This window comes from Streptomyces diversicolor (assembly GCF_057537855.1).
The window spans coordinates 1-26647 of the sequence record NZ_BAAJXA010000056.1 but is presented as its reverse complement, the minus strand read 5'-3'; the positions used below and the strand labels follow the sequence as shown (position 1 = coordinate 26647).

Annotated in this window: 33 protein-coding genes and 2 pseudogenes; 8 read left to right on the top strand and 27 right to left on the bottom strand. The window is 68.6% G+C overall.

The window, feature by feature from the left end:
* Position 1: 1 nt before the first annotated feature.
* The 20 genes and pseudogenes from rplE to AC27LF_RS40380 form a co-directional block, all read right to left on the bottom strand.
* Positions 2-559 (bottom strand): 50S ribosomal protein L5, encoded by a 558-nt coding sequence (gene rplE / locus AC27LF_RS40475; RefSeq protein ID WP_388702751.1) that lies wholly within the window; start codon positions 557-559, stop codon positions 2-4.
* Entirely contained in the window at positions 559-882 is a 324-nt protein-coding gene (gene rplX, locus AC27LF_RS40470) for a 50S ribosomal protein L24 (RefSeq protein WP_350962687.1), read from the bottom strand. The genes rplE and rplX overlap by 1 nt, the downstream gene beginning before the upstream one ends.
* A gap of 2 nt (positions 883-884) precedes the next feature.
* Positions 885-1253: a 50S ribosomal protein L14 gene (rplN, locus tag AC27LF_RS40465; RefSeq protein ID WP_003998823.1), complete on the bottom strand. Its 369-nt coding sequence runs from the start codon at positions 1251-1253 to the stop codon at positions 885-887.
* Between the two features lie 108 nt (positions 1254-1361).
* On the bottom strand, positions 1362-1643 hold the full coding sequence (gene rpsQ / locus AC27LF_RS40460; protein WP_388702747.1) for a 30S ribosomal protein S17: 282 nt from the start codon (positions 1641-1643) through the stop codon (positions 1362-1364).
* A complete protein-coding gene (gene rpmC / locus AC27LF_RS40455; protein WP_121894850.1) occupies positions 1643-1867 on the bottom strand; it encodes a 50S ribosomal protein L29 in 225 nt (74 codons plus the stop codon). The genes rpsQ and rpmC overlap by 1 nt, the downstream gene beginning before the upstream one ends.
* Positions 1867-2286, bottom strand: a complete 420-nt coding sequence (gene rplP / locus AC27LF_RS40450; protein ID WP_479661897.1) for a 50S ribosomal protein L16 — start codon at positions 2284-2286, stop codon at positions 1867-1869. The genes rpmC and rplP overlap by 1 nt, the downstream gene beginning before the upstream one ends.
* Before the next feature lie 5 nt (positions 2287-2291).
* Positions 2292-3122, bottom strand: a complete 831-nt coding sequence (gene rpsC, locus AC27LF_RS40445; protein WP_351735974.1) for a 30S ribosomal protein S3 — start codon at positions 3120-3122, stop codon at positions 2292-2294.
* On the bottom strand, positions 3122-3469 hold the full coding sequence (gene rplV / locus AC27LF_RS40440) for a 50S ribosomal protein L22 (protein WP_003974262.1): 348 nt from the start codon (positions 3467-3469) through the stop codon (positions 3122-3124). The genes rpsC and rplV overlap by 1 nt, the downstream gene beginning before the upstream one ends.
* Positions 3470-3513: 44 nt before the next feature.
* Complete coding sequence (rpsS, locus tag AC27LF_RS40435; protein ID WP_392053705.1) at positions 3514-3795, bottom strand: 30S ribosomal protein S19; 282 nt, start codon at positions 3793-3795, stop codon at positions 3514-3516.
* A 12-nt stretch (positions 3796-3807) separates the two neighbouring features.
* Positions 3808-4644, bottom strand: a complete 837-nt coding sequence (rplB, locus tag AC27LF_RS40430) for a 50S ribosomal protein L2 (RefSeq protein WP_086560683.1) — start codon at positions 4642-4644, stop codon at positions 3808-3810.
* A 52-nt stretch (positions 4645-4696) separates the two neighbouring features.
* Positions 4697-5116 (bottom strand): 50S ribosomal protein L23, encoded by a 420-nt coding sequence (gene rplW, locus AC27LF_RS40425; protein WP_351735969.1) that lies wholly within the window; start codon positions 5114-5116, stop codon positions 4697-4699.
* A complete protein-coding gene (gene rplD / locus AC27LF_RS40420) occupies positions 5116-5784 on the bottom strand; it encodes a 50S ribosomal protein L4 (protein ID WP_479661898.1) in 669 nt (222 codons plus the stop codon). Before rplD ends, rplW begins: the two co-directional genes overlap by 1 nt.
* 9 nt (positions 5785-5793) lie before the next feature.
* A complete protein-coding gene (gene rplC / locus AC27LF_RS40415) occupies positions 5794-6438 on the bottom strand; it encodes a 50S ribosomal protein L3 (RefSeq protein ID WP_332885447.1) in 645 nt (214 codons plus the stop codon).
* 18 nt (positions 6439-6456) lie between these two features.
* On the bottom strand, positions 6457-6765 hold the full coding sequence (gene rpsJ, locus AC27LF_RS40410; protein WP_003948644.1) for a 30S ribosomal protein S10: 309 nt from the start codon (positions 6763-6765) through the stop codon (positions 6457-6459).
* Between the two features lie 308 nt (positions 6766-7073).
* Positions 7074-7547, bottom strand: coding sequence for an SUKH-3 domain-containing protein (locus AC27LF_RS40405; RefSeq protein WP_479664820.1), 474 nt, complete (start codon positions 7545-7547; stop codon positions 7074-7076).
* 191 nt (positions 7548-7738) lie between these two features.
* Positions 7739-7930: pseudogene (locus tag AC27LF_RS40400) on the bottom strand (SUKH-3 domain-containing protein); the annotation flags it as partial.
* 177 nt (positions 7931-8107) lie between these two features.
* The gene (locus AC27LF_RS40395; protein WP_479664819.1) at positions 8108-8602 is read right to left on the bottom strand and encodes a hypothetical protein; all 495 of its coding nucleotides are present in this window, start codon (positions 8600-8602) and stop codon (positions 8108-8110) included.
* Complete coding sequence (locus tag AC27LF_RS40390; RefSeq protein WP_479661900.1) at positions 8599-13161, bottom strand: RHS repeat-associated core domain-containing protein; 4563 nt, start codon at positions 13159-13161, stop codon at positions 8599-8601. The genes AC27LF_RS40395 and AC27LF_RS40390 overlap by 4 nt, the downstream gene beginning before the upstream one ends.
* Positions 13162-13311: 150 nt before the next feature.
* Positions 13312-14697: an NADP-specific glutamate dehydrogenase gene (gdhA, locus tag AC27LF_RS40385; RefSeq protein WP_479661901.1), complete on the bottom strand. Its 1386-nt coding sequence runs from the start codon at positions 14695-14697 to the stop codon at positions 13312-13314.
* 197 nt (positions 14698-14894) lie between these two features.
* Positions 14895-15542, bottom strand: coding sequence for a hypothetical protein (locus AC27LF_RS40380; RefSeq protein WP_479661914.1), 648 nt, complete (start codon positions 15540-15542; stop codon positions 14895-14897).
* 91 nt (positions 15543-15633) lie between these two features.
* Between AC27LF_RS40380 and AC27LF_RS40375 the strand changes: the two genes are divergently transcribed.
* Positions 15634-15975 carry a hypothetical protein gene (locus AC27LF_RS40375; RefSeq protein ID WP_479661902.1) on the top strand — a complete coding sequence of 114 codons (342 nt, stop codon included), beginning with the start codon at positions 15634-15636 and terminating at the stop codon, positions 15973-15975.
* Between the two features lie 412 nt (positions 15976-16387).
* Here the strand turns inward: AC27LF_RS40375 and tuf are convergent, their stop codons facing one another.
* From tuf to AC27LF_RS40340, 7 genes are all read right to left on the bottom strand, one after another.
* Positions 16388-17581 (bottom strand): elongation factor Tu, encoded by a 1194-nt coding sequence (tuf, locus tag AC27LF_RS40370; RefSeq protein WP_479661903.1) that lies wholly within the window; start codon positions 17579-17581, stop codon positions 16388-16390.
* A gap of 158 nt (positions 17582-17739) precedes the next feature.
* Positions 17740-19866, bottom strand: coding sequence for an elongation factor G (gene fusA, locus AC27LF_RS40365; protein WP_479661904.1), 2127 nt, complete (start codon positions 19864-19866; stop codon positions 17740-17742).
* A 39-nt stretch (positions 19867-19905) separates the two neighbouring features.
* Entirely contained in the window at positions 19906-20376 is a 471-nt protein-coding gene (gene rpsG, locus AC27LF_RS40360) for a 30S ribosomal protein S7 (RefSeq protein WP_003998848.1), read from the bottom strand.
* 2 nt (positions 20377-20378) lie between these two features.
* Positions 20379-20750 (bottom strand): 30S ribosomal protein S12, encoded by a 372-nt coding sequence (gene rpsL, locus AC27LF_RS40355; protein WP_003948652.1) that lies wholly within the window; start codon positions 20748-20750, stop codon positions 20379-20381.
* A gap of 476 nt (positions 20751-21226) precedes the next feature.
* On the bottom strand, positions 21227-21421 hold the full coding sequence (locus tag AC27LF_RS40350) for a hypothetical protein (RefSeq protein ID WP_479661905.1): 195 nt from the start codon (positions 21419-21421) through the stop codon (positions 21227-21229).
* Complete coding sequence (locus AC27LF_RS40345; protein ID WP_479661906.1) at positions 21418-22131, bottom strand: hypothetical protein; 714 nt, start codon at positions 22129-22131, stop codon at positions 21418-21420. The genes AC27LF_RS40350 and AC27LF_RS40345 overlap by 4 nt, the downstream gene beginning before the upstream one ends.
* Complete coding sequence (locus tag AC27LF_RS40340; protein ID WP_479661907.1) at positions 22124-22462, bottom strand: WhiB family transcriptional regulator; 339 nt, start codon at positions 22460-22462, stop codon at positions 22124-22126. The genes AC27LF_RS40345 and AC27LF_RS40340 overlap by 8 nt, the downstream gene beginning before the upstream one ends.
* 232 nt (positions 22463-22694) lie before the next feature.
* Here AC27LF_RS40340 and AC27LF_RS40335 point away from each other — a divergent pair, with 232 nt between their 5' ends.
* The 7 genes and pseudogenes from AC27LF_RS40335 to AC27LF_RS40305 all read left to right on the top strand — a co-directional run.
* Positions 22695-23180: a helix-turn-helix domain-containing protein gene (locus AC27LF_RS40335; RefSeq protein ID WP_479661908.1), complete on the top strand. Its 486-nt coding sequence runs from the start codon at positions 22695-22697 to the stop codon at positions 23178-23180.
* 287 nt (positions 23181-23467) lie between these two features.
* On the top strand, positions 23468-23881 hold the full coding sequence (locus AC27LF_RS40330) for a hypothetical protein (RefSeq protein WP_479661909.1): 414 nt from the start codon (positions 23468-23470) through the stop codon (positions 23879-23881).
* A 162-nt stretch (positions 23882-24043) separates the two neighbouring features.
* The gene (locus tag AC27LF_RS40325; RefSeq protein ID WP_479661910.1) at positions 24044-24640 is read left to right on the top strand and encodes a phage tail tube protein; all 597 of its coding nucleotides are present in this window, start codon (positions 24044-24046) and stop codon (positions 24638-24640) included.
* An 81-nt stretch (positions 24641-24721) separates the two neighbouring features.
* Entirely contained in the window at positions 24722-25012 is a 291-nt protein-coding gene (locus tag AC27LF_RS40320) for a hypothetical protein (protein ID WP_479661911.1), read from the top strand.
* 65 nt (positions 25013-25077) lie between these two features.
* A complete protein-coding gene (locus AC27LF_RS40315) occupies positions 25078-25428 on the top strand; it encodes a hypothetical protein (protein ID WP_479661915.1) in 351 nt (116 codons plus the stop codon).
* Between the two features lie 337 nt (positions 25429-25765).
* The gene (locus AC27LF_RS40310; RefSeq protein WP_479661912.1) at positions 25766-25963 is read left to right on the top strand and encodes a hypothetical protein; all 198 of its coding nucleotides are present in this window, start codon (positions 25766-25768) and stop codon (positions 25961-25963) included.
* A gap of 392 nt (positions 25964-26355) precedes the next feature.
* Positions 26356-26647 (top strand): annotated as a pseudogene (locus AC27LF_RS40305) (hypothetical protein); the annotation flags it as partial.

Genomic DNA, 26647 nt, shown 5'->3' with positions numbered 1-26647 from the left:
CTCACGCCTCCTTGAACGGGAAGCCGAGGTGACGAAGGAGCGCGCGGCCCTCAGCGTCATTGGTCGCCGTGGTGACCACGGTGATGTCCATACCCCGGACGCGGTCGATCTTGTCCTGGTCGATCTCGTGGAACATGACCTGCTCGGTGAGACCGAAGGTGTAGTTGCCACGGCCGTCGAACTGCTTGGGGGACAGACCGCGGAAGTCGCGGATGCGCGGCAGCGCGAGCGACAGGGTGCGGTCCAGGAACTCCCACATGCGGTCGCCACGGAGCGTGACGTGGGCGCCGATCGGCTGGCCCTCGCGCAGCTTGAACTGCGCGATGGACTTGCGGGCCTTGGTGACGGCCGGCTTCTGACCGGTGATCGTGGTGAGGTCGCGGATGGCGCCCTCGATCAGCTTCGAGTCGCGGGCGGCGTCGCCCACACCCATGTTGACCACGATCTTGACGAGGCCCGGGATCTGCATGACGTTCTCGTACTTGAACTCGTCACGCAGCTTCGGGGCGATCTCGTCGCGGTACTTCGTCTTCAGACGCGGAGTGGTGGTGGTAGCCATCAGATGTCCTCACCCGTCCGCTTGGCAACGCGGATCTTGTTGCCCTCTTCGTCGAAGCGGTAGCCGACACGCGTGACGACCTTCTTGCCGTCCTTCTCCACGACCAGCTGGACGTTGGAGACATGGATCGGCGCCTCGGTGGTCACGATGCCGCCGGCCTGGGAACCGCGCGCCGTCGGACCGGCCTTGGTGTGCTTCTTGACCCGGTTGACACCCTCGACCAGGACGCGGTCCTCGCGCGGGTAGGCGGCGATGACCTTGCCCTGCTTGCCCTTGTCCTTGCCGGTGATGACCTGAACCAGGTCGCCCTTCTTGATCTTCATGCTTACAGCACCTCCGGCGCGAGCGAGATGATCTTCATGAACTTCTTCTCGCGCAGCTCACGGCCGACCGGGCCGAAGATGCGGGTGCCGCGAGGGTCGCCGTCGTTCTTCAGAATGACGGCGGCGTTCTCGTCGAAGCGGATGTACGAGCCGTCCGGACGGCGGCGCTCCTTGACGGTGCGAACGATGACCGCCTTGACGACGTCACCCTTCTTCACGTTGCCACCGGGGATCGCGTCCTTGACGGTGGCGACGATGACGTCACCGATGCCCGCGTAGCGGCGACCGGAGCCACCGAGCACACGGATGCAAAGGATTTCCTTCGCGCCCGTGTTGTCGGCGACACGCAGCCGCGACTCCTGCTGGATCACGTCTATCTCCTGTTTGTCTGCCGGTTCCCGGCGAGAAGCGCGTGTTGGGCACGCTTCTCGCCGAGCCTGGCGGAACTGACCTGCGAGGCAACTGCCCCGCAGGAATTACTACTTGGCCTTTTCGAGGATCTCGACGATGCGCCAGTGCTTGGTGGCGGACAGCTTCCGGGTCTCCATCAGGAGGACGCGGTCGCCGATGCCGGCAGCGTTCTGCTCGTCGTGCGCCTTGAGCTTGTTCGTACGGCGGATGACCTTGCCGTACAGCGCGTGCTTCACACGGTCCTCGACGGCGACGACGACGGTCTTGTCCATCTTGTCGCTGACGACCAGACCCTCACGGGTCTTGCGGGCGTTGCGCTCGGTCTTTGCAGTCACGTTGTTCTCGCTCATCAGGCGCTCTCCACCGTTTCGATGCCCAGCTCACGCTCGCGCATCAGGGTGTAGATCCGCGCGATGTCCTTGCGGACCGCCTTGAGACGGCCATGGTTCTCAAGCTGACCCGTCGCCGCCTGGAAGCGGAGGTTGAACAGCTCTTCCTTGGCCTCGCGGAGCTTGTCCAGCAGCTCCTCGTTGCCCAGCTCGCGCAGCTCGGACGCCTTGGTACCGGCCGACATCACGCTTCACCTGCCTCGCGCTTGACGATCCGGCACTTCATCGGCAGCTTGTGGGCCGCACGGGTCAGCGCCTCACGGGCGATCTTCTCGTTGGGGTACGACAGCTCGAACATCACGCGTCCGGGCTTGACGTTGGCGACCCACCACTCCGGAGAACCCTTACCGGAACCCATGCGGGTCTCGGCCGGCTTCTTCGTCAGCGGACGGTCCGGGTAGATGTTGATCCAGACCTTGCCGCCACGCTTGATGTGACGGGTCATGGCGATACGAGCCGCCTCGATCTGGCGGTTCGTGACGTACGCCGGGGTCAGCGCCTGGATGCCGTACTCGCCGAACGCAATCTGCGTCCCACCCTTGGACATACCACTGCGCTTCGGGTGGTGCTGCTTGCGGTGCTTGACCCTACGGGGGATCAGCATGTCGGTCAGGCCTCCGTTCCGGTGCTCTCAGCCGGAGCAGCTGCGGGGGCCGCCGAGGACTCAGCCTTGGGGGCCTCGGCGCCGGCAGCCTGCTGCGGCTTACGACCGCGCCGCTCGCCACCGCGGCCACCACGGGCCGGGCGGTCGGCACCGCCGCGCGCCGGGCGGTTGCCCGCACGGGCGGCGGCGTTCTCGGCGCGGACCTCGGCGATGTTCTTGACGTCGCCCTTGTAGATCCAGACCTTCACGCCGATGCGGCCGAAGGTCGTCTTGGCCTCGAAGAAGCCGTAGTCCACGTTCGCCCGGAGCGTGTGCAGGGGCACCCGGCCCTCGCGGTAGAACTCCGAGCGGGACATCTCGGCGCCGCCGAGGCGGCCACCGCACTGGATCTTGATGCCCTTGGCGCCCGCCTTCATCGCCGACTGCATGCTCTTGCGCATGGCGCGGCGGAAGGAGACGCGGGAGGACAGCTGCTCGGCGACGGCCTGGGCCACCAGCTGAGCGTCCGTCTCCGGGTTCTTGACCTCAAGGATGTTCAGCTGGACCTGCTTGCCGGTCAGCTTCTCCAGGTCACCGCGGATGCGGTCGGCCTCGGCGCCACGGCGGCCGATGACGATGCCCGGACGCGCGGTGTGGATGTCGACGCGGACCCGGTCACGGGTGCGCTCGATCTCGACCTTGGAGATGCCGGCGCGCTCCATGCCGGACGTCATCATCCGGCGGATGGCGACGTCTTCCTTGACGTAGTCCTTGTAGAGCTTGTCGGCGTACCAACGCGACTTGAAGTCGGTGGTGACACCGAGCCGGAACCCGTGCGGGTTTACCTTCTGGCCCATTACCGGGTTCCTTCCTTGCTGCTGACGACCACGGTGATGTGGCTGGTCCGCTTGCGGATCCGGTAGGCACGGCCCTGGGCACGCGGACGGAACCGCTTCAGGGTCGGGCCCTCGTCGACGTACGCCTCGGAGATGAAGAGGCTGTCGGCGTCGGTGTGGTCGTAGTTGTGCGCGGCGTTGGCGATGGCGCTGTCGAGCACCTTGCCCACCGGAACCGAGGCTGCCTGCGGAGCGAATCGCAGAACAGCCTGGGCCTCCGTGGCGTCCATGCCACGGATGAGGTCCACCACACGGCGGGCCTTCATGGGCGTGACGCGGATGTACCGCGCCTGGGCCCTGGCTTCCATGGTTGTCCCTTCAGAGTTACTTACTTGTCTGTTGCGATCCGCGCCTAGCGGCGCTTCGACTTGCGATCGTCCTTGACGTGGCCCCGGAAGGTGCGGGTCGGCGAGAACTCGCCGAGCTTGTGGCCGACCATCGACTCGGTGACGAACACCGGGATGTGGGTCTTGCCGTTGTGCACCGCGATCGTGTGGCCCAGCATGGCCGGGACGATCATCGAGCGGCGGGACCAGGTCTTGATGACGTTCTTGGTGCCGGCTTCGTTCTGCGTGTCCACCTTCTTCATCAGGTGGTCGTCGACGAAGGGCCCCTTCTTCAAGCTACGAGGCATCTCAACCCGTCCTTAGCGCTTCTTGTTCGTCTTGCGGCGGCGGACGATGTACTTGTTCGACGCCTTCTTGGGCGAACGAGTACGGCCTTCCTTCTTGCCCCACGGGGACACGGGGTGACGACCACCGGAGGTCCGGCCCTCACCACCACCGTGCGGGTGGTCGACCGGGTTCATGACCACACCACGGACGGTCGGGCGGACGCCCAGCCACCGCTTACGGCCGGCCTTGCCCCAGTTGATGTTGCTCTGCTCGGCGTTGCCGACCTCGCCGACCGTGGCGCGGCAGCGCTGGTCGACCAGGCGGATCTCACCGGACGGCATGCGCAGGTGGGCCATGGAGCCCTCCTTCGCGAGCAGTTGCACGGAGGCGCCGGCCGAGCGGGCGAACTTGGCGCCGCCGCCCGGACGCAGCTCGATGGCGTGCAGCGTGGTACCGACCGGGATGTTGCGCAGGGCGAGGTTGTTGCCCGGCTTGATGTCGGCCCCGGGACCGTTCTCGACGCGGTCGCCCTGCGACAGGCCACGCGGCGCGAGGATGTAGCGCTTCTCGCCGTCCGCGTAGTGCAGCAGCGCGATGCGCGCGGTGCGGTTGGGGTCGTACTCGATGTGCGCGACCTTCGCCGGCACGCCGTCCTTGTCGTGACGACGGAAGTCGATCACGCGGTAGGCGCGCTTGTGGCCACCGCCCTGGTGGCGGACGGTCACACGACCGGAATTGTTACGGCCGCCCTTGCTGTGCAGGGGACGGACCAGCGACTTCTCCGGCGTGGACCGCGTGACCTCGACGAAGTCGGCGACGCTGGCGCCACGACGGCCAGGAGTCGTCGGCTTGTACTTGCGGATACCCATTGTCTCTCAGTCCTCGGAAGTGATTCCGAAATCTGGACGTTCCGGACCGCCGTCAGGCGGTCGGACCGCCGAAGATGTCGATACGGTCGCCCTCGGCGAGGGTCACGATCGCGCGCTTGGTCGCGGCACGCTGCCCGAAGCCCGTCCGGGTCCGCTTGCGCTTGCCCTGGCGGTTGATCGTGTTGACCCCGGTGACCTTGACCGAGAAGACCGCCTGGACGGCCTCCTTGATCTGGGTCTTGTTGGCACGCGGGTCGACGACGAACGTGTACTTGTTCTCGTCGAGGAGCGCGTAGCTCTTCTCGGACACGACCGGCTTGAGCAGGACGTCACGGGGGTCCGTGTATGCCTTGCTCGCCGGGGTGACGACGGTGTTCTTGCCCTCGGTGGCGTGGCGCTTCGCCTTGGCGACGCGCGCGGCCTTGGCGGCCTTGGCGGCCTTCGAGGCGATGGAGGGGTGACGCGTAGCCATCAGGCCTCGCTCCCTTCGGTGTCGTTGGCCTTGTTCGGGCCGGCGACGAAGGACTCGAAAGCGGCCTGGGTGAAGACCACGTCGTCCGAGACGAGAACGTCGTACGTGTTCAGCTGGCCCGGCTCCAGGATGTGGACCTGGGGCAGGTTGCGGGCGGACAGCCACGCGGCCTCGTCGGCGCGGTCGACGACCAGGAGCAGGTTCTTGCGCTCGCTGATCTTGCCGAACAGGCTCTTGGCGGCCTTCGTGCTGGGGGTCTCGCCCTCGACCACGCCGGAGACGACGTGGATGCGGTTGTGGCGGGCCCGGTCGGTGAGGGCGTGGCGCAGGGCCGCGGCCTTCATCTTCTTCGGGGTCCGCTGCGAGTAGTCGCGCGGCTGCGGGCCGTGCACGACGCCACCGCCGGCGAACTGCGGCGCGCGGGTCGAGCCCTGGCGGGCGCGGCCGGTGCCCTTCTGGCGGTACGGCTTCTTGCCGCCACCACGGACTTCACCGCGGGTCTTGGTCTTGTGCGTGCCCTGGCGGGCGGCGGCCAGCTGTGCGACGACGACCTGGTGGATCAGCGGAATGCTGACCTTCTCCACGCCGAAGATCTCCGCGGGGAGCTCGACGGTACCGGCCTTCTCGCCCGCCGGCGAAAGGATCGCGAGGTTGATTGAAGTACTCATCGGATTACCTCAGGCCCCCTTGGCCGCGGTGCGGACCAGGACGAGGCCGCCGTTCGGACCGGGAACCGCGCCCTTGATGAGCAGCAGACCCTTCTCCGCGTCAACGGCGTGGACGGTCAGGTTCTGGGTGGTGACCCGCTCGTTGCCCATGCGGCCCGCCATGCGCAGGCCCTTGAACACCCGGCCCGGGGTGGCGCAGCCGCCGATGGAGCCGGGAGAGCGGTGCTTGCGCTGGGTGCCGTGTCCGGCGCCGAGGCCACCGAAGTTGTGGCGCTTCATGACGCCGGCGAAGCCCTTGCCCTTGCTCTTGCCGGTGACGTCGACCTTGACGCCGGCCTCGAACACCTCGGCGGTGACTTCCTGGCCCAGCGTGTACTCGGAGGCGTCCGACGTGCGGATCTCGACGAGGTGACGACGCGGGGTGACGTCGGCCTTGGCGAAGTGACCCTTGAGGGGCTTGTTCACCTTGCGCGGGTCGATCTCGCCGAAGGCGATCTGGACGGACTCGTAGCCGTCGACGTCGTTCGTACGCACCTGGGTGACGACGTTGGGGCCGGCCTTGACGACGGTGACCGGAACAACGCGGTTGTTCTCGTCCCACACCTGCGTCATGCCGAGCTTCTCGCCCAGGATGCCCTTGATCTGCTTGGTCATCTCTCAGATCACCGCGCCTCAGAGCTTGATCTCGATGTCGACACCGGCCGGGAGGTCGAGTCGCATCAGAGAGTCAACGGTCTTGGGGGTCGGGTCGAGGATGTCGATCAGGCGCTTGTGCGTGCGCATCTCGAAGTGCTCGCGCGAGTCCTTGTACTTGTGCGGCGACTTGATGACGCAGTACACGTTCTTCTCAGTGGGCAGCGGCACCGGGCCCGCGACCGACGCACCCGTGCGGGTCACCGTCTCGACGATCTTCTTCGCCGAGGAGTCGATGACCTCGTGGTCGTAGGCCTTGAGCCGAATGCGGATCTTCTGTCCCGCCATGGCTACTCAGTAGTCCTGTCTCTTCTCACGCTCTGGAACCCGGTGTTCCCTTCGTTCTCTTCGCCTTCTCCGACCCACGCGGTCGGGCGTGTCGCGCTCCCGCTGACACAGATGTCCCTTGTTCGAACATCCCTGCGGGGAATGCGCACGGCCCTTCCGGAACCGCAGACCGGGGACGGAAGGCCCACCGGGTGCCTGGCCGGTGCCGCGCCGACGCTTCCCGGAAGATTCCCGTACGTCCAACCCACACGGGGTTGACGAGTACTGTGGGACTCGCTTCCGGTCCTCCCGGCGGGAGGCGCGCAGCATCAACACTCGGCCGAGCAACTCGGACAGTCTGCCACAGGGGGTGGGGGGCTGGCCAATCGAGCCGGAGAGAATACCCCCAAGGTGACAGAGGTCAAACCGTGTCCCCCGCGCCCGTCGCTCAGCGGCACAGCGGCCCACACCCCTGGGCAGCGGGTCCCTGGCCATCCTGCGCCACCCCGAGGCACGGGTCCGCCGCGGTCCGTCGTGCCGACGGGATACAGGCCGGCGCCCGCCTGCTCGGCGAGGTCGTCGATGATCTCCGCGCCCCACATCACCACCAGCGGGCCCAGCAGGAACTCAGGGCCCAGCGGCGTCTGCCCCGGCGCGGGGTAGGGGACGCCGACGTATCCGAACGCCGCGAGGAACCCGCGCGCGGCCTCGTGGATCTCGTACGCGCCAGTCTCCAGAAGCACGGTCTCCCAGGTCGCCGTGGGGATCGCCCGGCCCGGGAACCAACCGCAGGCCCGCAGCACCCGGTCGGTCCGCGCGGGCCGCTGTTCCCCCGCGGTCCCGTCCGCTTCCACGGCGTCCCGCCGGTGTCGGAACCCTCGGCGGCCGAAGTGTCGTCACGCCGCCGCGGCGGCGTCCGGGCGGCCTGGGCCGCGATCAGCCGGTCCAGCGCCTCGTCGGCGGTCCCGGCCAGCCGTTCCACGCGCTCGGTCGCGAGATGGTCCGCGCCGTTCTCGGCGATCCCAAGACGGCTGCCGCCCTCATCCGACCGGCCCACCGGAGACAGCGCCGTCCCCGCCTCCCGGCTCATCGACGCGCACACCTCGGCCTCCCACGCGTCGGGGAGCGGGTCGAACCGGACGGCCGAGCGGGTCACGACCGGGTCGACGGGCCAGCCGTAGGTCACCAGCCCGCCGAACTCGGCGAGGAACCGGCGCGCGGCCTCGTGCGCCACGAACCCGCCGCGCCGCAGCAGGAGCGCCTCTCAGGTGTCCGCCGGCACGGCACGGCCCGGCCGCCATCCCGCGCGCCGCAGGACGTCGTCGGTCTGCGGGGCCCAACGCCCCGCCCAGCCATGACGCGTTTACGAACGGCGTCCGCGCAGAGAGCGCCAGACATCCCCGATCGCCTCGGTGGAACGCAGCCACCAGCCTTCCAGCTTGTCTCGCACCGTCACAAACACCCACCGGCGCTTGAACCACGGCGGCAGCTTTCGAAACGGTACATACGTCAAGACGTCCCTGATGGGGTGCTCGGCGACGCCGCCGGGACCCTCGTCCCTCAGCGCCGTGAACAGTTCGGGCGTCAAGTCCCCGTTGAGTCGCGCCGCATGTCCCGCCGCGGTGAACGCATACCCCCGCTGATCGCGGTCCGGAAGCCGCATCGCCCTGACAATCCGCGGCGATGCCTCCTCCAACGAACACTGAAACGCCAGCCCGATCACCGCCGTGCCCAGGTGGTCCTCGCCGCGCTCGAACGCGGCATCCCACGCCTCGGGGTCGTCGAGGCCCAGCAGCCCCTCGCCGTTCTCCCAGTCCCACCCTGACGCCATAACCGACTTCCCCGCTTCACCCGTCACCCGTCGCACTTGGGCGGGAGCACCCGCTGCTTCTTGATGTTGTCGATCATGCCTGCCTTCTTCAGTTTGGTCAGGTCGCCCTGCGTGACACTCTTCGACGGATACGAGGACTGCACATGGCCGTGGTAGAGCTCCTTGACGATATTGCCGTCCTTGTCCGTGATCGCGCGGTGCCGGTCCAGCACCACGATCTCGTTGTTCACGTGGTCCACTCCGAGGCGCCTGGTGACGTTCGGGTTGTTCGGGTCCAAGTCGATGGACCGATCCAGCGCCGCCTGCCCGTTGGTGGGCGCACGGCTGACTTCGCCCTTGGCCGACGAGCCGCTGGCCGAACCGTGCTTGCTGTACTCCGAGTCGTCATAGACGCGGACCGGCTGAGTGCTGTCTCCCTCCAGACCGAGCGGGTCAGTCCAGCGGAAGGGGTTGTCGACGTATGCGTGCGGGTTCGGGCCGGGGACCAGACCGAGTGGATCGGGGGTGAGGAAGCTCGCCGTGTCCGGGTCGTAGTAGCGCGCCAGGTTGTAGTGCAGGCCCGTCTCGGCGTCGCGGTACTGGCCCGGGAAGGCCAGCGGGCACAGGTCGCCGTCGGCGGCGGCGAGGGGGCGGCCCCACAAGCTCGTCGCGGACCGCCAGGCGATCGTGCCGTCCTCACTGACGAGTTCGCTGGGCGTGCCGACCAGGTCGGTGACGATGGCGTAGAACTGCCTGTCGATCGTCTCCGGGTCGTCGGCTCGCCAACGTCTCCGTACCTGGGCCGCCGCACGGTGGGTGCCCGGCTCCCAGTCCCAGGTGTCGGTCTCCACCCGGTCGTCACGGGCTGTCTGCTGCTCCGCGAGGTTGGCACCGTCCCAGGTGAAGAGGGTCTCGTCCGTGGTCGAACCGTCCTCGTGCACACGCCACTTGGCGATGCGCCGGCCCATCACGTCGTAGCCGTACCGCCACACCCCACGGTCGGGCGTCACCACCTCCGTGAGTCGGTCGTCAGCGTCCCAGGCGTACCTCCAGATCCGCCGCAGCCCGGACAGCGTGCGCCGGACCATCCGGACCACGCGGCCCTGGCCGTCGTGTTCGTACCGGGTACGACCCGCCGACGTGGCCTTCGTACCGCGGTGCCCGATCGGGCCCTGTGCGTCCACCCCGCCCGTCGCAGGGTGGGCGGCGGCGGTGAGGTTGCCGAGTTCGTCGTAGGCGTACGTCTCGGTCCAACTCTCGGCGGACACCCGTGTGACACGGCCCGCGCGGTCGAGATCGAACCTTCGGGTGCCGCCCAGTCGCTCGGTGATCGCGGTGACATGGCCGTCCCCGCGGTAGGCGTAGGACCGGGCCTGCCGAACGGCGTCCGCGCTGCTTCCCGAGCGGATGACCTGCTCGACGAGCCGGTGACCGGCGTCCCAGGACTGCGTCAGCGTGGCGGCGCCGGCCAGGTCGCGGGCGATCTCGCGGCCGGCCGCGTCATGGGTGAACGTCAGCTCACCGGCCGCGGTGACGAGCGACGTGGGCAGGCCCGCTGCGTCGTACGACCAGTGCGAGGTCGCTCCCGAGGGCGTGGTGCGCCGTACGCGTCGGCCCAGGGGGTCGTACACGCTGCTGACCGTCCGGCCGTCGACGGTCTCGGCGACAGTCCTGCCCATCGCGTCGTAGTTGTAGACGACCGTGCTGCCGGGGTTCACCGCCTCGACCAGTCGTCCGACGGCGTCGTACCGCAGCGTGGTGAGGGCGCCGTCGTCCGTGCGGGTCGTCACCACGCGCCCGGCGGCGTCCCGGGTGAGACGGACGGTCTGGCCGGCACCGTTCGTCCGTTCGATCTGGCGGCCTGCCGCATCGTGGACGTAGTCGAGCGTACGGCCGTCGAAGTCCGTCTCGCTCGTCAGGCGGCCGGCCGAGTCGTAGCGGTAACTCCACACGTCGCCGTGCGGATTGGTCACGCCGATGAGCCGTAGCTCGGCGTCGTGGGCAAAGAGGTAGCGGGTGCCGTCCGGGTCGGTTCGGGCGCTGGGCAGGTCAAAGGCGCCGTACTCGAACGAGGTGGTGAACGCTCCCGGCTCACACCACTCAGTGAGGTTGCCCTGTGCGTCGTACGACCAGGTCTCCCGTCCGCCGTCCGCGCGCTCCCGCCACAGCAGGCGGCCGTCCGGGCTCCAGCCCTGCCGGACGGTCCCGCCGACCGCGTCGTTGATCTGCACGACGCGACCGAACGCGTCCCGGCGCACGGTGACGACGCTCCCCCGCGGGTCCACGACCCCCACGGGCAGCCCGGCGTCATCGGTGTCGAAGCGGAACGTGTTGCCGAGCGCGTCGGTCTGCGCGATCCGGTGTCCGCGTTCGTCGTAGGTGTACTCGCTCACCGCTCCCAGCGGATCGGTACTGGTGAGCAGGTTGCCCCGGTCGTCGTATGTGCATTCCCAGCGCGTCCCGTCGGCTTCCGTGAGAGCGACAGGCAGCATGTCGTCGCGGTACTCCACCTGGACACAGGTCCCGTCCGGCCGGTCCATCCGGACCGGTTGGCCGTGCGCGCCCAGACTGAAGCGGGTCGTGTTGCCCAGTTGGTCGGTACGGGACAGAAGCCGCCCGTAGCGGTCCCACTCCGAGTACTCGAAGTGGCCGAGGGGATCGGTCACGGCGACGAGTTGGTGCAGCTCGTTGTGCCGGTACGTCGTGGTGTTGCCGAGCGCGTCGGTGTAGCGGGTCTCCCGGCGCTCGGTGTCGTAGGCGATGGTGCAGGACAGCCGGCCGTCGGCCCCTTCGCCCCGGACGCAGCGGTCCTGCTCGTCGTAGGTGAAGCGGTACCAGCAGCCGATGCGGTCGGTCCACGAGGTGATGCGCCCGCGCTCGTCGTAGGTGAGTCTCAGGGGCAGACCACTGGAGTCGAAGACCTCGGTGAGGTGGCCTTCGGGGCTGTAGCCGAAGCGTCTGAGGAGCGTGCCCTGCGGGCCGTTCTCCGGATCGCGCAGACGCAGCCCGGTGACGCGCCCGCCGTCGGTGTCCACGTGGAGGTACCGGCCGCCCGAGTCGCGCACGGCGACGGGGGTGCCGTCGGCATCGCGCTCGAAGTCGATCCGGTAGCCGTTGCGGTCCGTCATGGCGGCGATCAGGAGGGTGAACGGCTCGTCGCCCCTCGCGGGGCGCCGGGGCGGCGCGAAGTGGCGCGTGACGCCCGTGAGCGGGTCGGTGACGCGCAGCGGGGCGCCTGGGGTGCCGTCCCAGTCCAGTGGTCGGCGGGGTCCCTCGGTGGGCAGGACCGAGGTGCCGGGCCGGGGCACGGGATACAGGAGGATCATGCCGTCTTCGGTGGCGTGGACGGCACCCTGGTCGTCCAGTTCCAGGCGCTCGTCGAGCGTGGAGGCCCAGGAGGGGCCGAAGGAGCGGCCCGCCCAGTAGGTCGACAGATGGGTGCGGCGCAGGACCAGCGGGAGCAGGCCCGGCAGGTCGACATCGGTCTCCGCCATCAGCATCTCGCCGGAGACCATGTCGATGGGGTCGCCGTTCAGGCAGCGGCCCTTGCCGGGTTTGCTCTTGGCGAGGGCGTCGTCGGCCTCGCGGCGCAGTCCCTTCCCGAGCCCTTTGGCCATCCCCTTCAGGCCCGTCTTGCCCAGGCCCTTCAGGCCCTTGGCGAGTTTGCCGAAGCTGGTGATGCCCTTGCCGCCGGGTATGCAGTCCAGGGCCGCGAAGGCGACGTCCCACAGGGATGCCTTGCCCTGGGAGTATTTGTAGAGGGTGTCGGCGAGGACGACGAGGGCCGCGATCAGGACGATCGCACCGAGGATCGGCCCGCCGATGATCATCGCGATGATGCCGACGACCGCGACGACCACCTTGCAGACCGCGACGATGGTGTCCCAGTTGTTCTCGAACCAGTGGCCGATGTCCTGCCACCACGACCGGTTCTGGATCCCCGCGTCCGACGCCTCGTCGATCCTCGACTTCGCCTCGCGCGCCGCCTCGTCGCGCATCGCCCGCGCGTCCGCGGCCATCTTCTTCGCCGCGTCCAGCGCGTTCTGGGCGGCGGTGACGTCCGACTGCGCCTTCTCGTGCGCCGACCGGGCGTTCCGCACGTCTCGGGCCGCGGCCCGCACCTTCGCCTCGTCCGGCCCGTCGGCATCCGACCTGCTGCCCGTCGGGTCGTCCTTGTACTTGTCCGCCTCCTTGCCGGCCCGGGTCACCCACGAATCGGCCGACGCCAGACGGGACTTGGCCGAAGCCAGCTCGGACTGCGCCTCCCTCGCCCTGGCCAGGGCCCGGTCCGCGAGCGCCTGCGCCCGCTCCAGCTCGGGCCAGAAACCGGCGAGGGCGTCGCCGCACATCGCGTACGACGTCCTCAGCTTCTTCAGGTCCTTCGGGACGTCCCCGAACTGCTCCTTGAATGCCTCGGCCGACTTGCCCGCCCACTGAAGCAGCGTGTCCTCGCCCGCCATGCCCTTGACCAGACGCAGCGCGTCGGACACATCGTCCGCGAAGTCGTGCAACTGCTTCGCCAGGGAACGCACCCGCTGCGGATCCCCCGGTGTCGGGTCCTTGTCAAGATCCAGCGGATGCCAGTCCGCGGGCCGATGCCCCACCATCCCGCAACCCCCGTCACATGCGCATCCTCAACAACCAGGTGCACCCGCGAACTTACCGGGAACGGCTGTGCGAGAGAACCCGGGCGGGACGGCGGTCGCCCGAGCCGCCCGCCGGGTGGGGCGGCTCGGGCGAGCGTCGTGGTGGGCGGGTCAGATGACGCCCTGGGCCAGCATCGCGTCGGCGACCCGCTCGAAGCCGGCGATGTTCGCGCCGGTCACGTAGTCGCCGGGGAGGCCGTAGCGTTCAGCGGTCTCATGGCACGTGGTGTGGATGTCCCGCATGATGCGGGCCAGTTCCTCCTCGACACGGGCGGCCGTCCACGCGGTGCGCGACGCGTTCTGCGCCATCTCCAGGGCGCTGACCGCGACCCCGCCCGCGTTCGCCGCCTTGCCGGGCCCGAAGGCCACCCCCGCGCGCTGGAGCAGCTGCACGGCCCCGGGTGTCGTCGGCATGTTCGCGCCCTCCGACACCGCCTTCACACCGTTGCGGACGAGGGTGGCCGCGTCGTGCTCGTCCAGCTCGTTCTGCGTCGCCGACGGCAGCGCGACATCGGCCGGGACCTCCCAGACCCGTCCGCCGGGCACAAACCGCGCGGACGCGCCCCGGCGCTCGGCGTAGGCGCTGATCCGGCCGCGTTCGACCTCCTTGACCTGCTTGAGCAGATCCAGGTCGACGCCCTTGTCGTCGACCACGTATCCGCTGGAGTCCGAGCAGGTCAGCGGGTTCGCGCCGAGGGCGAGGAGTTTTTCTATGGTGTAGATGGCGACGTTTCCGGAGCCGGAGACGACCGCCGACAGGCCCTGAAGGTCCTCGCCGCGCTCGCGCAGCATCTCCGCCGCGAACAGCACGTTCCCGTACCCGGTCGCCTCCGGCCGGATCAGGGACCCGCCCCAGTGCGGGCCCTTGCCGGTGAGGACGCCGGACTCCCAGCGGTTGGTGATCCGCCGGTACTGGCCGAACAGATAACCGATCTCACGGGTGCCTACGCCGATGTCACCCGCCGGGACGTCGGTGTGCTCGCCGATGTGCCGGTGCAACTCCGTCATGAACGACTGGCAGAACCGCATGACCTCCGTGTCGCTGCGGCCGTGCGGGTCGAAGTCGCTGCCGCCCTTGCCGCCGCCGATGCCGAGCCCGGTGAGCGCGTTCTTGAAGATCTGCTCGAAACCGAGGAACTTCACGATGCCGAGGTTCACCGTCGGGTGGAAGCGCAGGCCGCCCTTGTACGGGCCGAGCGCGCTGTTGAACTCGACGCGGAAACCGCGATTGACGTGGACCCGGCCGTGATCGTCCTGCCACGGCACCCGGAAGATGATCTGCCGCTCCGGCTCGCACAGCCGCTCGATGAGCCCCGGCTCCGCGTACTCCGGACGGGCCGCGAGCACCGGCGCAAGCGTCTCCAGCACCTCTCGGACGGCCTGGTGGAACTCGGATTGGGCCGGGTTGCGGTGTTCGATCTCCGCCCGCAGGAGGTCGAGTGCGGACGGAGAGGACAGCGCAGTCGGCGAAATTCTCGCTTCGGATCGGGTCGTCACGTGGTTCCCTTCGGGGCACGGCTGCTACCGGTACACACCGGTGGTGAGCGCTCGGCGCCGTTGCCGCGCGCAGGACTGGGGCCGCCCCCGGGTGGACGTCCAGGGGCGGCCGGCACCTCAGTGTTACCTCTGTGTAAACCCGGAGGCCAGTCTCCCTGCGGCGGCTGTCCGCACTCTGAGACCCGCGCCGTCGCGGCTCAGTCCGCGAAGCGGAACGTCGAGGTGATCGCGTCGAAGATGTCGAAGAACGAGTCGGCCAGGTCGAGGACCTGGCTGCTGCCTGCGACGAGGGCCACCTTGCCCTGCTGCCCGGGGACCGGGATGTACGTCTGCATCAGCACGGCCCGTACCGTGCGGTTGAGGCTGTCGCCCGGGACGGGGATGTCCTCGATGCCATGGGTGCGGGCGGCCGGGCCCACTCCGGGTAGGTCGACGGTCGTCACCTTGCGCCAGGAGTCGCCGGGCTTCCTCGCTTCCTTGACGGCGAGTTGGGAGGCGATCGTGGCGGGGTCGTTGGGCAGCGGCGCGCCCTCGCTGGTACGTCCGCCGACGAGGGAGACGGTGACCGAGCCGGTGATCGGGGTGTCACCGCCGAACGTCTCCGCCATGCAGCCGCAGTACAGCGCGCCGGACTTCCAGGCGTCGGCCGCGGCCTTCTGGAGGAAGCCGGTGTACGTGTCGCGGTACGGGGCCAACTCCGGATGCTGTTCGACCCGTTCGTTCACCATGCGCCGGATCGAGTCGTCACGCGACTCCGGGCGTACGTCGAACTCCCACCACGACTCCGGCACCCTGATGCGGAAGCCGCCGCGCTCGATGGTGAGCGCCTCCATGTAGCGGGCCATGGCTGTGGTGTCCCCCGTTTCGTCGGTCACTTGTCCAGGCAGCATGCTGTTGTACGGTGCGGCTCAGCCTACGAGAACGGGGGACGGACGCATGGGCAAGGGCAAGAGCGACCTCTCGCTGCCGCTGACCGAGTTGGAGGACTACGGCCGGCGTCTGCGCTCGATCAAGACCCGTCTGAACCACACCAAGAAGCTCTTCGAGAGCTACAAGGACGACATCGGCGACGGCAAGGTCAACGGCGCCCTCGACGACTTCGAGTCGAACTGGGAGGACGGGCGCGAGGACATCACACAGCAACTGGACGCCCTCGCCGACATGTCCGACACGGTGGTACGCGAGTTCAAGAAGCTCGACGACGAACTGGCAAAAAAGGTCAACGAGGCGGTGAAAACACAGGACACCCGCCCCCCAGGCCAACGGGAACCGAAATAGCGGCTGTCCCCGAAGCGGTCAGCGAATCCGACGCCTTTCCACCGGGCCGGGGTACGCGGGAGGTACGTCTGAGGTGAGTCTCCGCCAGACCGCCCGCGCCGATCGCCGGCCGTTGCCGCACCACCGCCCAGAACTCCAGCCGACGGACCAGGGACCGCGCACTCCCCGCGCCACCGGGCACCTGCCGACCGTCCGCTTCACATGACCCGACGTGCCCCGGGCCCCGTGCACCTTCGGCAGACCGTCGCCGGCCCCCGCGAGGTCGAGGACCTCGATTGCCGTCCCTCGCCGGGGAGTTGAAGCAGGTGGCGAGGGAGACGTTCCGTTCCGGGCGCGGCCGCCCCGAATGCCGAGAGGCCCGTACGACCGGGGTCGTACGGGCCTCTCAGAGACCTGCCGGGTCAGACCGAGATCACTTGTTGATCTTGGTGACCTGACCGGCGCCCACCGTCCGGCCACCCTCACGGATGGCGAACTTCAGGCCCTCTTCCATGGCGACGGGCTGGATGAGCTCCACCTTCATCTCGGTGTTGTCACCCGGCATGACCATCTCGGTGCCCTCGGGGAGGGTCACGACGCCGGTCACGTCCGTCGTACGGAAGTAGAACTGCGGACGGTAGTTGTTGAAGAACGGCGTGTGGCGGCCACCCTCGTCCTTGGAGAGGATGTAGGCCTGCGCCTCGAACTCGGTGTGCGGGGTGACCGAGCCCGGCTTGATGATGACCTGGCCGCGCTCGACGTCCTCGCGCTTGATGCCGCGGAGGAGCAGACCGACGTTCTCACCGGCCTGGCCCTCGTCGAGCAGCTTGCGGAACATCTCGATGCCGGTGACCGTGGTGGAGGTCTTCTCCGGCTTGATGCCGATGATGTCGACGGTCTCGTTGACCTTGAGGACACCACGCTCGATACGGCCGGTGACGACCGTACCGCGACCGGTGATGGTGAAGACGTCCTCGATCGGCATCAGGAACGGCTTGTCGACGTCGCGCTCCGGCTCGGGGATCGCGCTGTCGACGGCGTCCATCAGGTCCAGGACCGACTGGCCCCACTCCTTGTCGCCCTCAAGGGCCTTGAGCGCCGAGACCTTGACGACCGGAACGTCGTCGCCCGGGAACTCGTACTCGGAGAGGAGCTCACGGACCTCAAGCTCGACGAGCTCAAGGATCTCCTCGTCGTCCACCATGTCGGCCTTGTTCAGGGCGACGACGATGTACGGAACGCCGACCTGGCGGGCCAGAAGCACGTGCTCCTTGGTCTGCGGCATCGGGCCGTCGGTGGCGGCGACCACCAGGATGGCGCCGTCCATCTGCGCGGCACCGGTGATCATGTTCTTGATGTAGTCCGCGTGACCCGGGCAGTCGACGTGGGCGTAGTGGCGCGCCTCCGTCTGGTACTCGACGTGCGCGATGGAGATGGTGATACCGCGCTGACGCTCCTCAGGAGCCTTGTCGATCTGGTCGAAGGCCGAGGCCTCGTTCAGGTCCGGGTACTTGTCGTGCAGCACCTTGGTAATGGCGGCCGTGAGGGTCGTCTTACCGTGGTCGATGTGACCGATGGTGCCGATGTTGACGTGCGGCTTAGTCCGCTCGAACTTCGCCTTCGCCACTGGGGTCCTCCTGTGGAGTGGTTCTGTACGCCTTACTTCATCGGCGCCAGGTGATCTTTGCTGTAAAGGCCCGGAACCCGGGGGCGTTCCGTCCGCGTTCGCGGGGGAATGCCCCTGGAGGCTCCGGAGTCAAGCCTACGGCGTGTGAACGGGGTGCGTTACTCGCCCTTGGCCTTCGCGATGATCTCCTCGGCGACGTTCCGCGGAACCTCGGCGTAGGAGTCGAACTGCATCGAGTAGCTTGCGCGACCCGACGTCTTGCTGCGGAGGTCGCCGACGTAGCCGAACATCTCCGACAGGGGCACGAGGCCCTTGACGACGCGGGCACCGGCCCGCTCCTCCATGGCCTGGATCTGACCACGGCGGGAGTTGATGTCGCCGATGACCTCACCCATGTAGTCCTCGGGCGTGGTGACCTCGACGGCCATCATCGGTTCGAGCAGCACGGGGCTGGCCTTGCGCGCGGCCTCCTTGAAGGCCTGCGAGCCGGCGATCTTGAACGCGAGTTCGGAGGAGTCGACCTCGTGGTAGGCACCGTCGAGCAGGGTGACCCGGACGCCGGTCATCTCGTAGCCCGCCAGGATGCCGAACTGCATGGCCTCCTGCGCACCGGCGTCGACCGAAGGGATGTACTCCTTCGGGATACGGCCACCGGTCACCTGGTTCACGAACTCGTACGCCATGTCGCCGCTCTCGATCGGCTCGATCGAGATGATGACGCGACCGAACTGACCGGTACCACCCGTCTGCTTCTTGTGGGTGTACTCGACCTTGTCGACCTTCTTGCGAATGGTCTCGCGGTACGCGACCTGCGGCTTGCCGACGTTGGCCTCGACCTTGAACTCACGGCGCATGCGGTCGACCAGCACCTCAAGGTGCAGCTCGCCCATGCCGCCGATGACGGTCTGGCCGGTCTCCTCGTTGGTGTGCACCTGGAAGGAGGGGTCCTCCTCCGCGAGACGCTGGATGGCGACACCCAGCTTCTCCTGGTCACCCTTGGACTTGGGCTCGATCGCGACCTCGATGACCGGCGCCGGGAAGTCCATCGACTCCAGGATGACCGGGTTCTTCTCGTCGCTCAGCGTCTCACCGGTGGTGGTCTGCTTCAGGCCCATGACGGCGACGATGTCGCCGGCGCCCACCGACTCGATCTCCTCACGCTTGTTGGCGTGCATGCGGTAGATCTTGCCGATGCGCTCCTTGCGGCCCTTGACGGAGTTGAGCACGGCGGAGCCGGACTCCAGGCGGCCGGAGTACACGCGGACGAAGGTGAGCTTGCCCAGGTGCGGGTCGCTCATGATCTTGAACGCCAGCGCGGACAGCGGCTCGTCCTCGGACGGCTTGCGCTTGATGATCACCTCGGGGTCCTTGACGTCGTGGCCCTCGATGGCCTCGACGTCCAGGGGCGAGGGGAGGTAGCGCACGACCGCGTCGAGCAGGGGCTGGACGCCCTTGTTCTTGAACGCGGTACCGCAGAACACCGGGGTGACGGTGGTGCCGGTGCCCTTGCCGGACGCGATGGTGATACGACGGATGGCCGCGTACAGCTGCTCCACGGTGGGCTCCTCGCCCTCCAGGTACAGCTCCATCAGCTCTTCGTCGTTCTCGGCGACGGCCTCAAGCAGCTTGCCGCGCCACTCGTCGGCGGCCTCGGTGTGGGTGGCCGGGATGTCGATGGTGTCGTACATCTCGCCCTTGGTGGCCTCGGCGGACCACACCAGAGCCTTCATCGTCACCAGGTCGACGACGCCCTTGAAGTCCGCCTCGGCACCGATCGGCAGCTGCATGACCAGCGGCTGGGCACCCAGTCGGTCGGAGATCATGTCGACGCAGCGGTGGAACTCGGCACCGGTGCGGTCGAGCTTGTTGACGAAGCAGATGCGCGGAACGCCGTAGCGGTCCGCCTGACGCCACACCGTCTCGGACTGCGGCTCGACGCCGGCGACGCCGTCGAACACCGTCACGGCACCGTCGAGGACGCGCAGGGAGCGCTCCACCTCGACCGTGAAGTCGACGTGGCCCGGGGTGTCGATGATGTTGATGGTGTGGTCGACGTCTTCCAGCGGCCAGTGACAGGTGGTGGCAGCAGAGGTGATCGTGATGCCACGCTCCTGCTCCTGCTCCATCCAGTCCATGGTGGCAGCGCCGTCGTGGACCTCACCGATCTTGTAGGAAACGCCGGTGTAGAACAGGATCCGCTCGGTGGTGGTCGTCTTGCCCGCGTCGATGTGGGCCATGATGCCGATATTGCGCACCTTGGCCAGGTCAAGCGAAGTGGTAGCCATAAGGCTTCAGTCTTCTCTCGGTTCTCGATGGGGTAGCGACTACCAGCGGTAGTGCGCGAAGGCCTTGTTGGACTCGGCCATCTTGTGCGTGTCCTCGCGCTTCTTCACCGCGGCACCGAGGCCGTTGGAGGCGTCGAGGAGCTCGTTCAGCAGACGCTCGGTCATGGTCTTCTCGCGACGGGCGCGGGAGTAACCGACCAGCCAGCGCAGCGCCAGGGTGTTGGCACGGCCGGGCTTGACCTCGACCGGGACCTGGTAGGTGGCGCCACCGACACGGCGGGACTTGACCTCAAGGGTCGGCTTGATGTTCTCAAGGGCGCGCTTGAGCGTGATGACCGGGTCGTTGCCGGTCTTCTCGCGCAGACCCTCCATGGCGCCGTAGACGATGCGCTCGGCGGTGGAGCGCTTGCCGTTCAGCAGCACCTTGTTGATCAGGGAGGTCACCAGAGGGGAGCCGTAAACCGGGTCGATGATGACCGGGCGCTTCGGGGCGGGGCCCTTACGAGGCATTCTTACTTCTCCTTCTTGGCGCCGTAACGGCTGCGGGCCTGCTTGCGGTTCTTGACACCCTGGGTGTCGAGGGAGCCACGGATGATCTTGTAGCGAACACCCGGCAGGTCCTTCACACGGCCGCCGCGCACGAGCACGATGGAGTGCTCCTGCAGGTTGTGTCCCTCACCCGGAATGTAAGCGGTGACCTCGATGCCGCTGGTCAGACGCACACGCGCGACCTTACGCAGGGCCGAGTTCGGCTTCTTCGGGGTGGTCGTGAACACACGCGTGCAGACGCCACGACGCTGGGGGGAACCCTCAAGTGCGGGCGTCTTGTTCTTCTCGACCTTGTCCTGCCGGCCCTTGCGGACCAGCTGCTGGATCGTAGGCACTACTTCTCCGGTTTCTGTGTGCCGATGCGTACAGCTAACCTGGAACGCCTCCGACCCACGCGGTCGGGTGTGTCGAATCCCGCAGACTCCCGCCGAGCGGCGAAAAGGTCGCAGATTACGGTGGCCGATGTCGGCTCGCCATGCGGTTGAAGGCACGCACGAGAGCCAGGGCACACCCCAGGCACAAGGTCTGAGCGTACCCAGCGCATTCGCTGCGGTCAAAACAAATGGGTCACGCCAGTACCGCGTCGTGGGCCATGTCAAGCCCACGCCCCGTCAATGATCTTCGAATCGGCGATCCGGGCACGTCGGAGGCCGTTCCACAAAGATAGCCCGGCGTTTCCCTGTACGACGAGGAACGACCACCGCCGAATGCATGCGCCCTACACGCCGAGTACGGGGCCCGCCCTGCCGCTGCCACGCGGCCCGGCCCTACGGCCGGGGGCGGCACCCCGGCCGTACGGCCTCCCGGTGGGTCAGCGCTGGGCGCGGCGGGCCGCGGCACGCTCCGCGGCGAAGACGTCCTCCAGGCGGAACAGTGCCGCCCGGCCCGCCCTGCCGGCCGCCGCGAGGTGGCCCAGCTGGACCCATTTGCGGATGGTCGCCGGGGCGACGCCGGCCTCCCGGGCGGCCAAGGCGCCGGGGATCAGCGTCGGCGGGTCGGCCCTCATCGGTGGCTCCACTCCCCCTCGTTCCAGGTGTGCCGGTAGGCCGGGTCGTCGTGGCAACCGCAGTCGGGCACCGAGCAGCGGCAGCCGGGATTGACGCAGAGGACGGCGGCGCGCTCCGGGAAGGCCCGCAGCGACACGGAGTCGCACCAGGGACAGCGGCCGGAGACGCGTACCACGGTTTCGGTGTCACCCAGCGCACGGGCGCACCGCCGGGCCATCCGCCGGGTCTCGTCCCGTACGTGCGCGGCGAGTACGGGGTCGGCGGCGACGGCGTCGAGCAGGGCGGTGATCCGGCGCAACCGCTCGGGCACGGACGCCCGGCGCACGCGCGGCAGGCCGAGCCGGTCCCGCACGGCCTCCTCCAGTTCCAGCACGCCGTCGGTGATGTCGCGGATGGTGTCGGAGATGTGCAGCCGCAGCGGGGCCGCGCTGGGGCCGGGGGCGACGAGGCCGTGCCGCTGTTCGAGGAGCAGCGCCTCCTCGCGTTCCGCGCGGAGCCGGCCGACGCTGCCGGGCGGGGGCGGGGCGGCCGGGCCGTGGGCCTGACCGGGGCGGCCGGGGGCGAGTTCGGCGGACAGTTCGGGGAACTGCTGGAGGAGCCGGCCGATCCAGAGGGCGGCGTGCTCGGCGGGGTTCACCGGGGAGGAGGCGGGGGCGGGGCCCGAGGCGCGGATCCTTCGACGGTCCGGGGTGGGGCGATGGTCAGACAACGGGGCCTCCGCGCCGGACGACGGGTCGCAGGACCGGGAGGAGGCGCGCGGGAACGGCGACGGGGCGCCCAGAGCGCCAGAGCCGGCCGCCGCAGACGCCGTCGAACCAGTTGCCTGCGGGGGCCACGGCCTCCTCGCACTCGCGCCGGACCGTGCAGCGGGCGCAGGCACGCAACGCGGGGGCGGCCTCCGTGGCCTTCCTGGCGAACACGACCCTGGGCGGGAGTCCGGCACAGGCGGCCGCGGTGCGCCAGCCCCGCGGCTCGTCGAAGGGGCGGGGGACCTGGACCGGTCTCGGTCGGGGCGGTGGGCACGAGCCGGTGGCGGGCATGGGGCCCCCCTCTGGGACGGGTGTGACGCGAGGCGTCCCAGATTTACAGATTGCGCGTGCGCTCGCAACGTAATGGGTCGGCAGGGGCCGCGGGCCGACGTTTACAGGCGCCCAACCACCCCAACTGGCCTCTGTCTTGGCGATTCTTTGCACATCCTGCACGTGAGGGCACGTAATACCGTGCGCGCAAGCAAGCTAAACTTGCTGCCCTCCAAAGGAAGCGAGCCCACACATGACCGGCCGGGATCTGGACGCGTTCGCCGCGTGGGTCGAGGACCTGATGCGCGACCGCGGCTACGACATCGACAACCCACGCGGCGGTGGCAAGTCGCGCATCGCGGACGAGGCGGGGGTGCACCGCGCCGCCGTCACCCGCCTGTTGCAGCGGCAGAGCATGCCGGACCTCGAAACCACGCGCCGACTCGCCCGCGCGCTGGGGGTGCCGGTCCGCGAGATGCTGATCCGCTCCGGCCGGCTGACCGCCGAGGAACTGGCCGACCCCCACGACCACCCGGCCGCGCCCGGCGCGGAGTTCGGCCGCCGCCCCACGCTCGAAGAAGTCGCCGATCTGCTGGGGGTGCCGGCCGACCGGCGGGAGATGTTCGTCCGCGTTGTCGAGCAGTTCCTGCCCAACGACCCGCCCGCCATGGAACACATCCCCGAGGACGCGGGGGAGCTGACGGAGGCCACCGCCACAGCGTCCCGCACCGCCGACTGACCTTCACCCCCGCTCGCAGCGCGGCCTCTCCGCTCCTTTCCCGCCCCCCGCCTCCCGCCTCCCGCCTCCCGCTGGACACAGCCTCCCCCCACCCACTCACCTCGCACTTTCGCCCCTCGGGCTCTCTGACGCACCTCTCGGCACATCCCACTCGCCGAATTAGTTGCGTGCGCGCACGCTCCTCTGTCACAGTTGGTGCAGCGGCGGAGCTGTGCCCGCAGGCCGGCCGCACACTGGCTCGTCGCGTCCCGCCCGCCCTCCCGAAGCTGTCCCGAGGTGACCCAGGCATGACCACACCCACTCCACCCAGCGCCTTCCCGGACGTCGAGGCCATGGTCGTCGACATCCTGGAGGACGACCCGAGGCTTTCCGGCGCGCTCGTCACCGTCCAGGCGCCGCCGGACTTCGACGGCACGGACGCCGCCGTGCTCGTCAACCGGCGCGGCGGCGCCTGGGTCGGCGAACGCCACGTCGACCAGCCGCTGATCGAGCTGGAGGTGTACGGCCCGACCAAGCAGGCCGCGCACGTCCTCGCCAACGACGCCCGCCAGACCCTGCTGGCCACGGCGGGCCACCGGTACGGCACGAACCTCGTCACGGAGGTGGAGGAACAGGACGGCCCGCGCTGGCTGCCCGACTACCTCTACTCCGCGGCCAACCGCTACGTGACCGTGATGAAGGTGTACGTGGACGTCTACTGACGACCCGACCGACGCCGTACCCACCCGCGCGGCCCGCCCCGTGCACCGCGCCCCAGTTCGAAGGCCCCGCCACCCCGGCGGGGCCTTCGCCGTATCCGGACCACCGAGGTAACAGCAGCCATCCCCGCTCCACCCACCACCTCACCAAGGAGAACCACCACCATGGCAGGAACCAACTCCTCCGAGATCCGCATCGCCGGCGTAGGCCGCCTCTTCGTCGCCAAGGCCGACACCGCCGTACCGACGGCCTTCACCGACTCCGCCACCGACTGGGCGGAGTGGACGGACCTCGGCTTCACCTCCGGTGACGGCGTCACCTTCAGCAAGAAGGACAAGCTGGAGCCGGTCGACGTGTGGCAGGCCGTCAGCCCGGTGCACTTCGTGTACTCGGACCGCGACCTGACCCTGAAGTTCGCGCTGATGCAGTTCAACGAGGACACGCTGCCGTTCTTCATGGGCGGCGGTTCGATCGGCGCGGTCACCGGTTCGACCGGCGTCTACAAGTACGACATCGCCGACCGGCCGTACGCCGACGTGCGCGCCCTCGGCCTGGAGTTCACGGACGTCAAGGCGAGCGACGGCACCACCGTCACCTACCGCTTCGGCATCCCGCGCGGCCAGGTCACCGCGGCGGACGACATCAAGCTGGCCCGCAAGTCGGCGGCCCAGTTCGGCATCACCTTCACGGCGATGGCCGCCACCGACGGCTCGGCGCTGGCCGGCTTCGTGATGAAGGACACCGCGTACGCCGCGTCCTGACCCGCCGGGGTGGGACGGCCCCCTCGGTCCGCCCCACCCCGGACCCGCACCACGCCCCCCTTCCCCACGCAAGGAGTCACCATGGCCCGTTTCGACGTCAACGCAGCACGCGCCCAGCGTCTGGAAGCCCTCGGCCGTACCTGGTCGTTCGAACTCGACGGCGAGAGCTACACCCTGCCCACCGAGCTGACCCGCGCGACCGCGAAGGCCCTGCGCAAGCTCGACGACAACGACGTGGACGGGCTGCTGCGCCTGCTGCTCGGCGAGAAGCAGTTCACCCGCTTCGAACAGCACGAGATCACCATGCAGGACATCGCCGCCATCCTGGAGGCCTACGGCAAGGAGACCGGGCTCGGCCTGGGGGAAGGCTGAGCCTCGTCGGGTTCGTCGACGAACACGCCGAGGCCCTCGAAGCGGACCTGCTCCGCTACTACGGCATCGACCTGCTCGACTGGCACCGCGAGACGCTGACCGCACGGCGTCTCGCACTGCTCGTCAAGCACCTGCCGCGCGACAGCGCGCTGAACAGGGAGCTGCACGGCGAGGCCGCCGAGTGGTCGGTCTCCGACCATCTCCTCGCCGCCGCGGTGGACCATCTGGCCGCCGCGAACTGGATGTTCGCCTGCGTCAACTCGGAGGAGGGCGACCAGCCGGAACCGCCGGTGCCGCGTCCGTCGTACGACGACTCGTACGACGACGCACCGGCAGCCGAAAGGAAACCGGACCCGGCCCAGCCCGCCCCCGATTCCGCACCGTCGGCCGTACAACTGGCCCGCTTCTTCGGCTGACCAGGCTGTACGACGCCCTACTCGTCCCGGCGCCGACTCGGGGCCCGGCGCAGATCAGAGCCTTGTTCGAGCCGGTCGATCCCGTGTCGTTGCCGCGCATTGCCCGCGTCCCCGTCCACCCCGTAGGGCTTGCTCGATGACACAACATCCACTGCACCCCGGCATCACCGCAGGTCCAGGCCGGGCGGCAACGGAGAGTGAAAGAAAGTGGGTTGGGCAAACACGGAGCGACACCACCAGATTACTCGTACACTAGTTCGAACAGACGCTACGAACGCGTCAGGAGCACACACCTGTACCACCAGTCAGCGGACAGACCGGAAAGCAGGACGACGACATGGCGACTGGCACGAGCAACTCCCCGCACCAGCCGATCGACACCTACTCCCGCCTCGCCCACCTTCTGCACTCCCCCGCGCCCGACCGCGAGGCACTGCTGGACCGGCTGTACGAGGAACTGCTTACCCGCGAGTCGCGCGCCTACGCGGCCGGCTGGACGGACGCCCTGACGGAAGCCCGCCGAGGCCGCTCATAGCTCACACGGCGAACGCGCACCACACCAACTCCTCGCCGTATCCCGCCCTCTCCGCCACGACACTGCCTCGACCAGCCGCATCCCCTCCCGCTCTCACCCCACGGGTCGCTGTCGGCCGGCAGTTGAGGCGCCGACCATGTCTCCCCATCCACCACCATCACCCGAAGCGACGGCGGCGCGAACCGCTGCCCGAACCCAACACGAGCTCCAGCCCGGCGAGGCAACCCCAGTGCCGTACGGCGTTGGCGCACAACTACCCGACGGCCGGCTCGACGGAGTCGGCCAGCTCGGTCAACTTCCGGCGTCGTATGAACACGGTTGAACAAGTAGCGTTGAATCGCAGCCGGTCGAGGGACGCCGTCCACGGCACCATCAAGGAGCTGTAACCCCGTGTGCAGGCGAAGACGGGTACTCGGCACCTACTGGGACTGGCGCTTGCCACCGACTTGCCCGGCGTCAGTGCGGTGGACGGCCCGGCATGGGAGGGGGTCGTGCTGGGCAGTTGCGTCTTCCTCATCCTGAACCAACTGATCTACACCTACCCAGGCGATATTCGAAACGCTCACGCGGTCCCGCTGCTGATGCTCGCCGCGATCGGCATCGTCCAGGACACCCTGATCTGGCTCCTCGTCTCGTGCCTCAGCTCCACGCTGGATTTCGGCACGTCGACAACTTCCTCGCGCG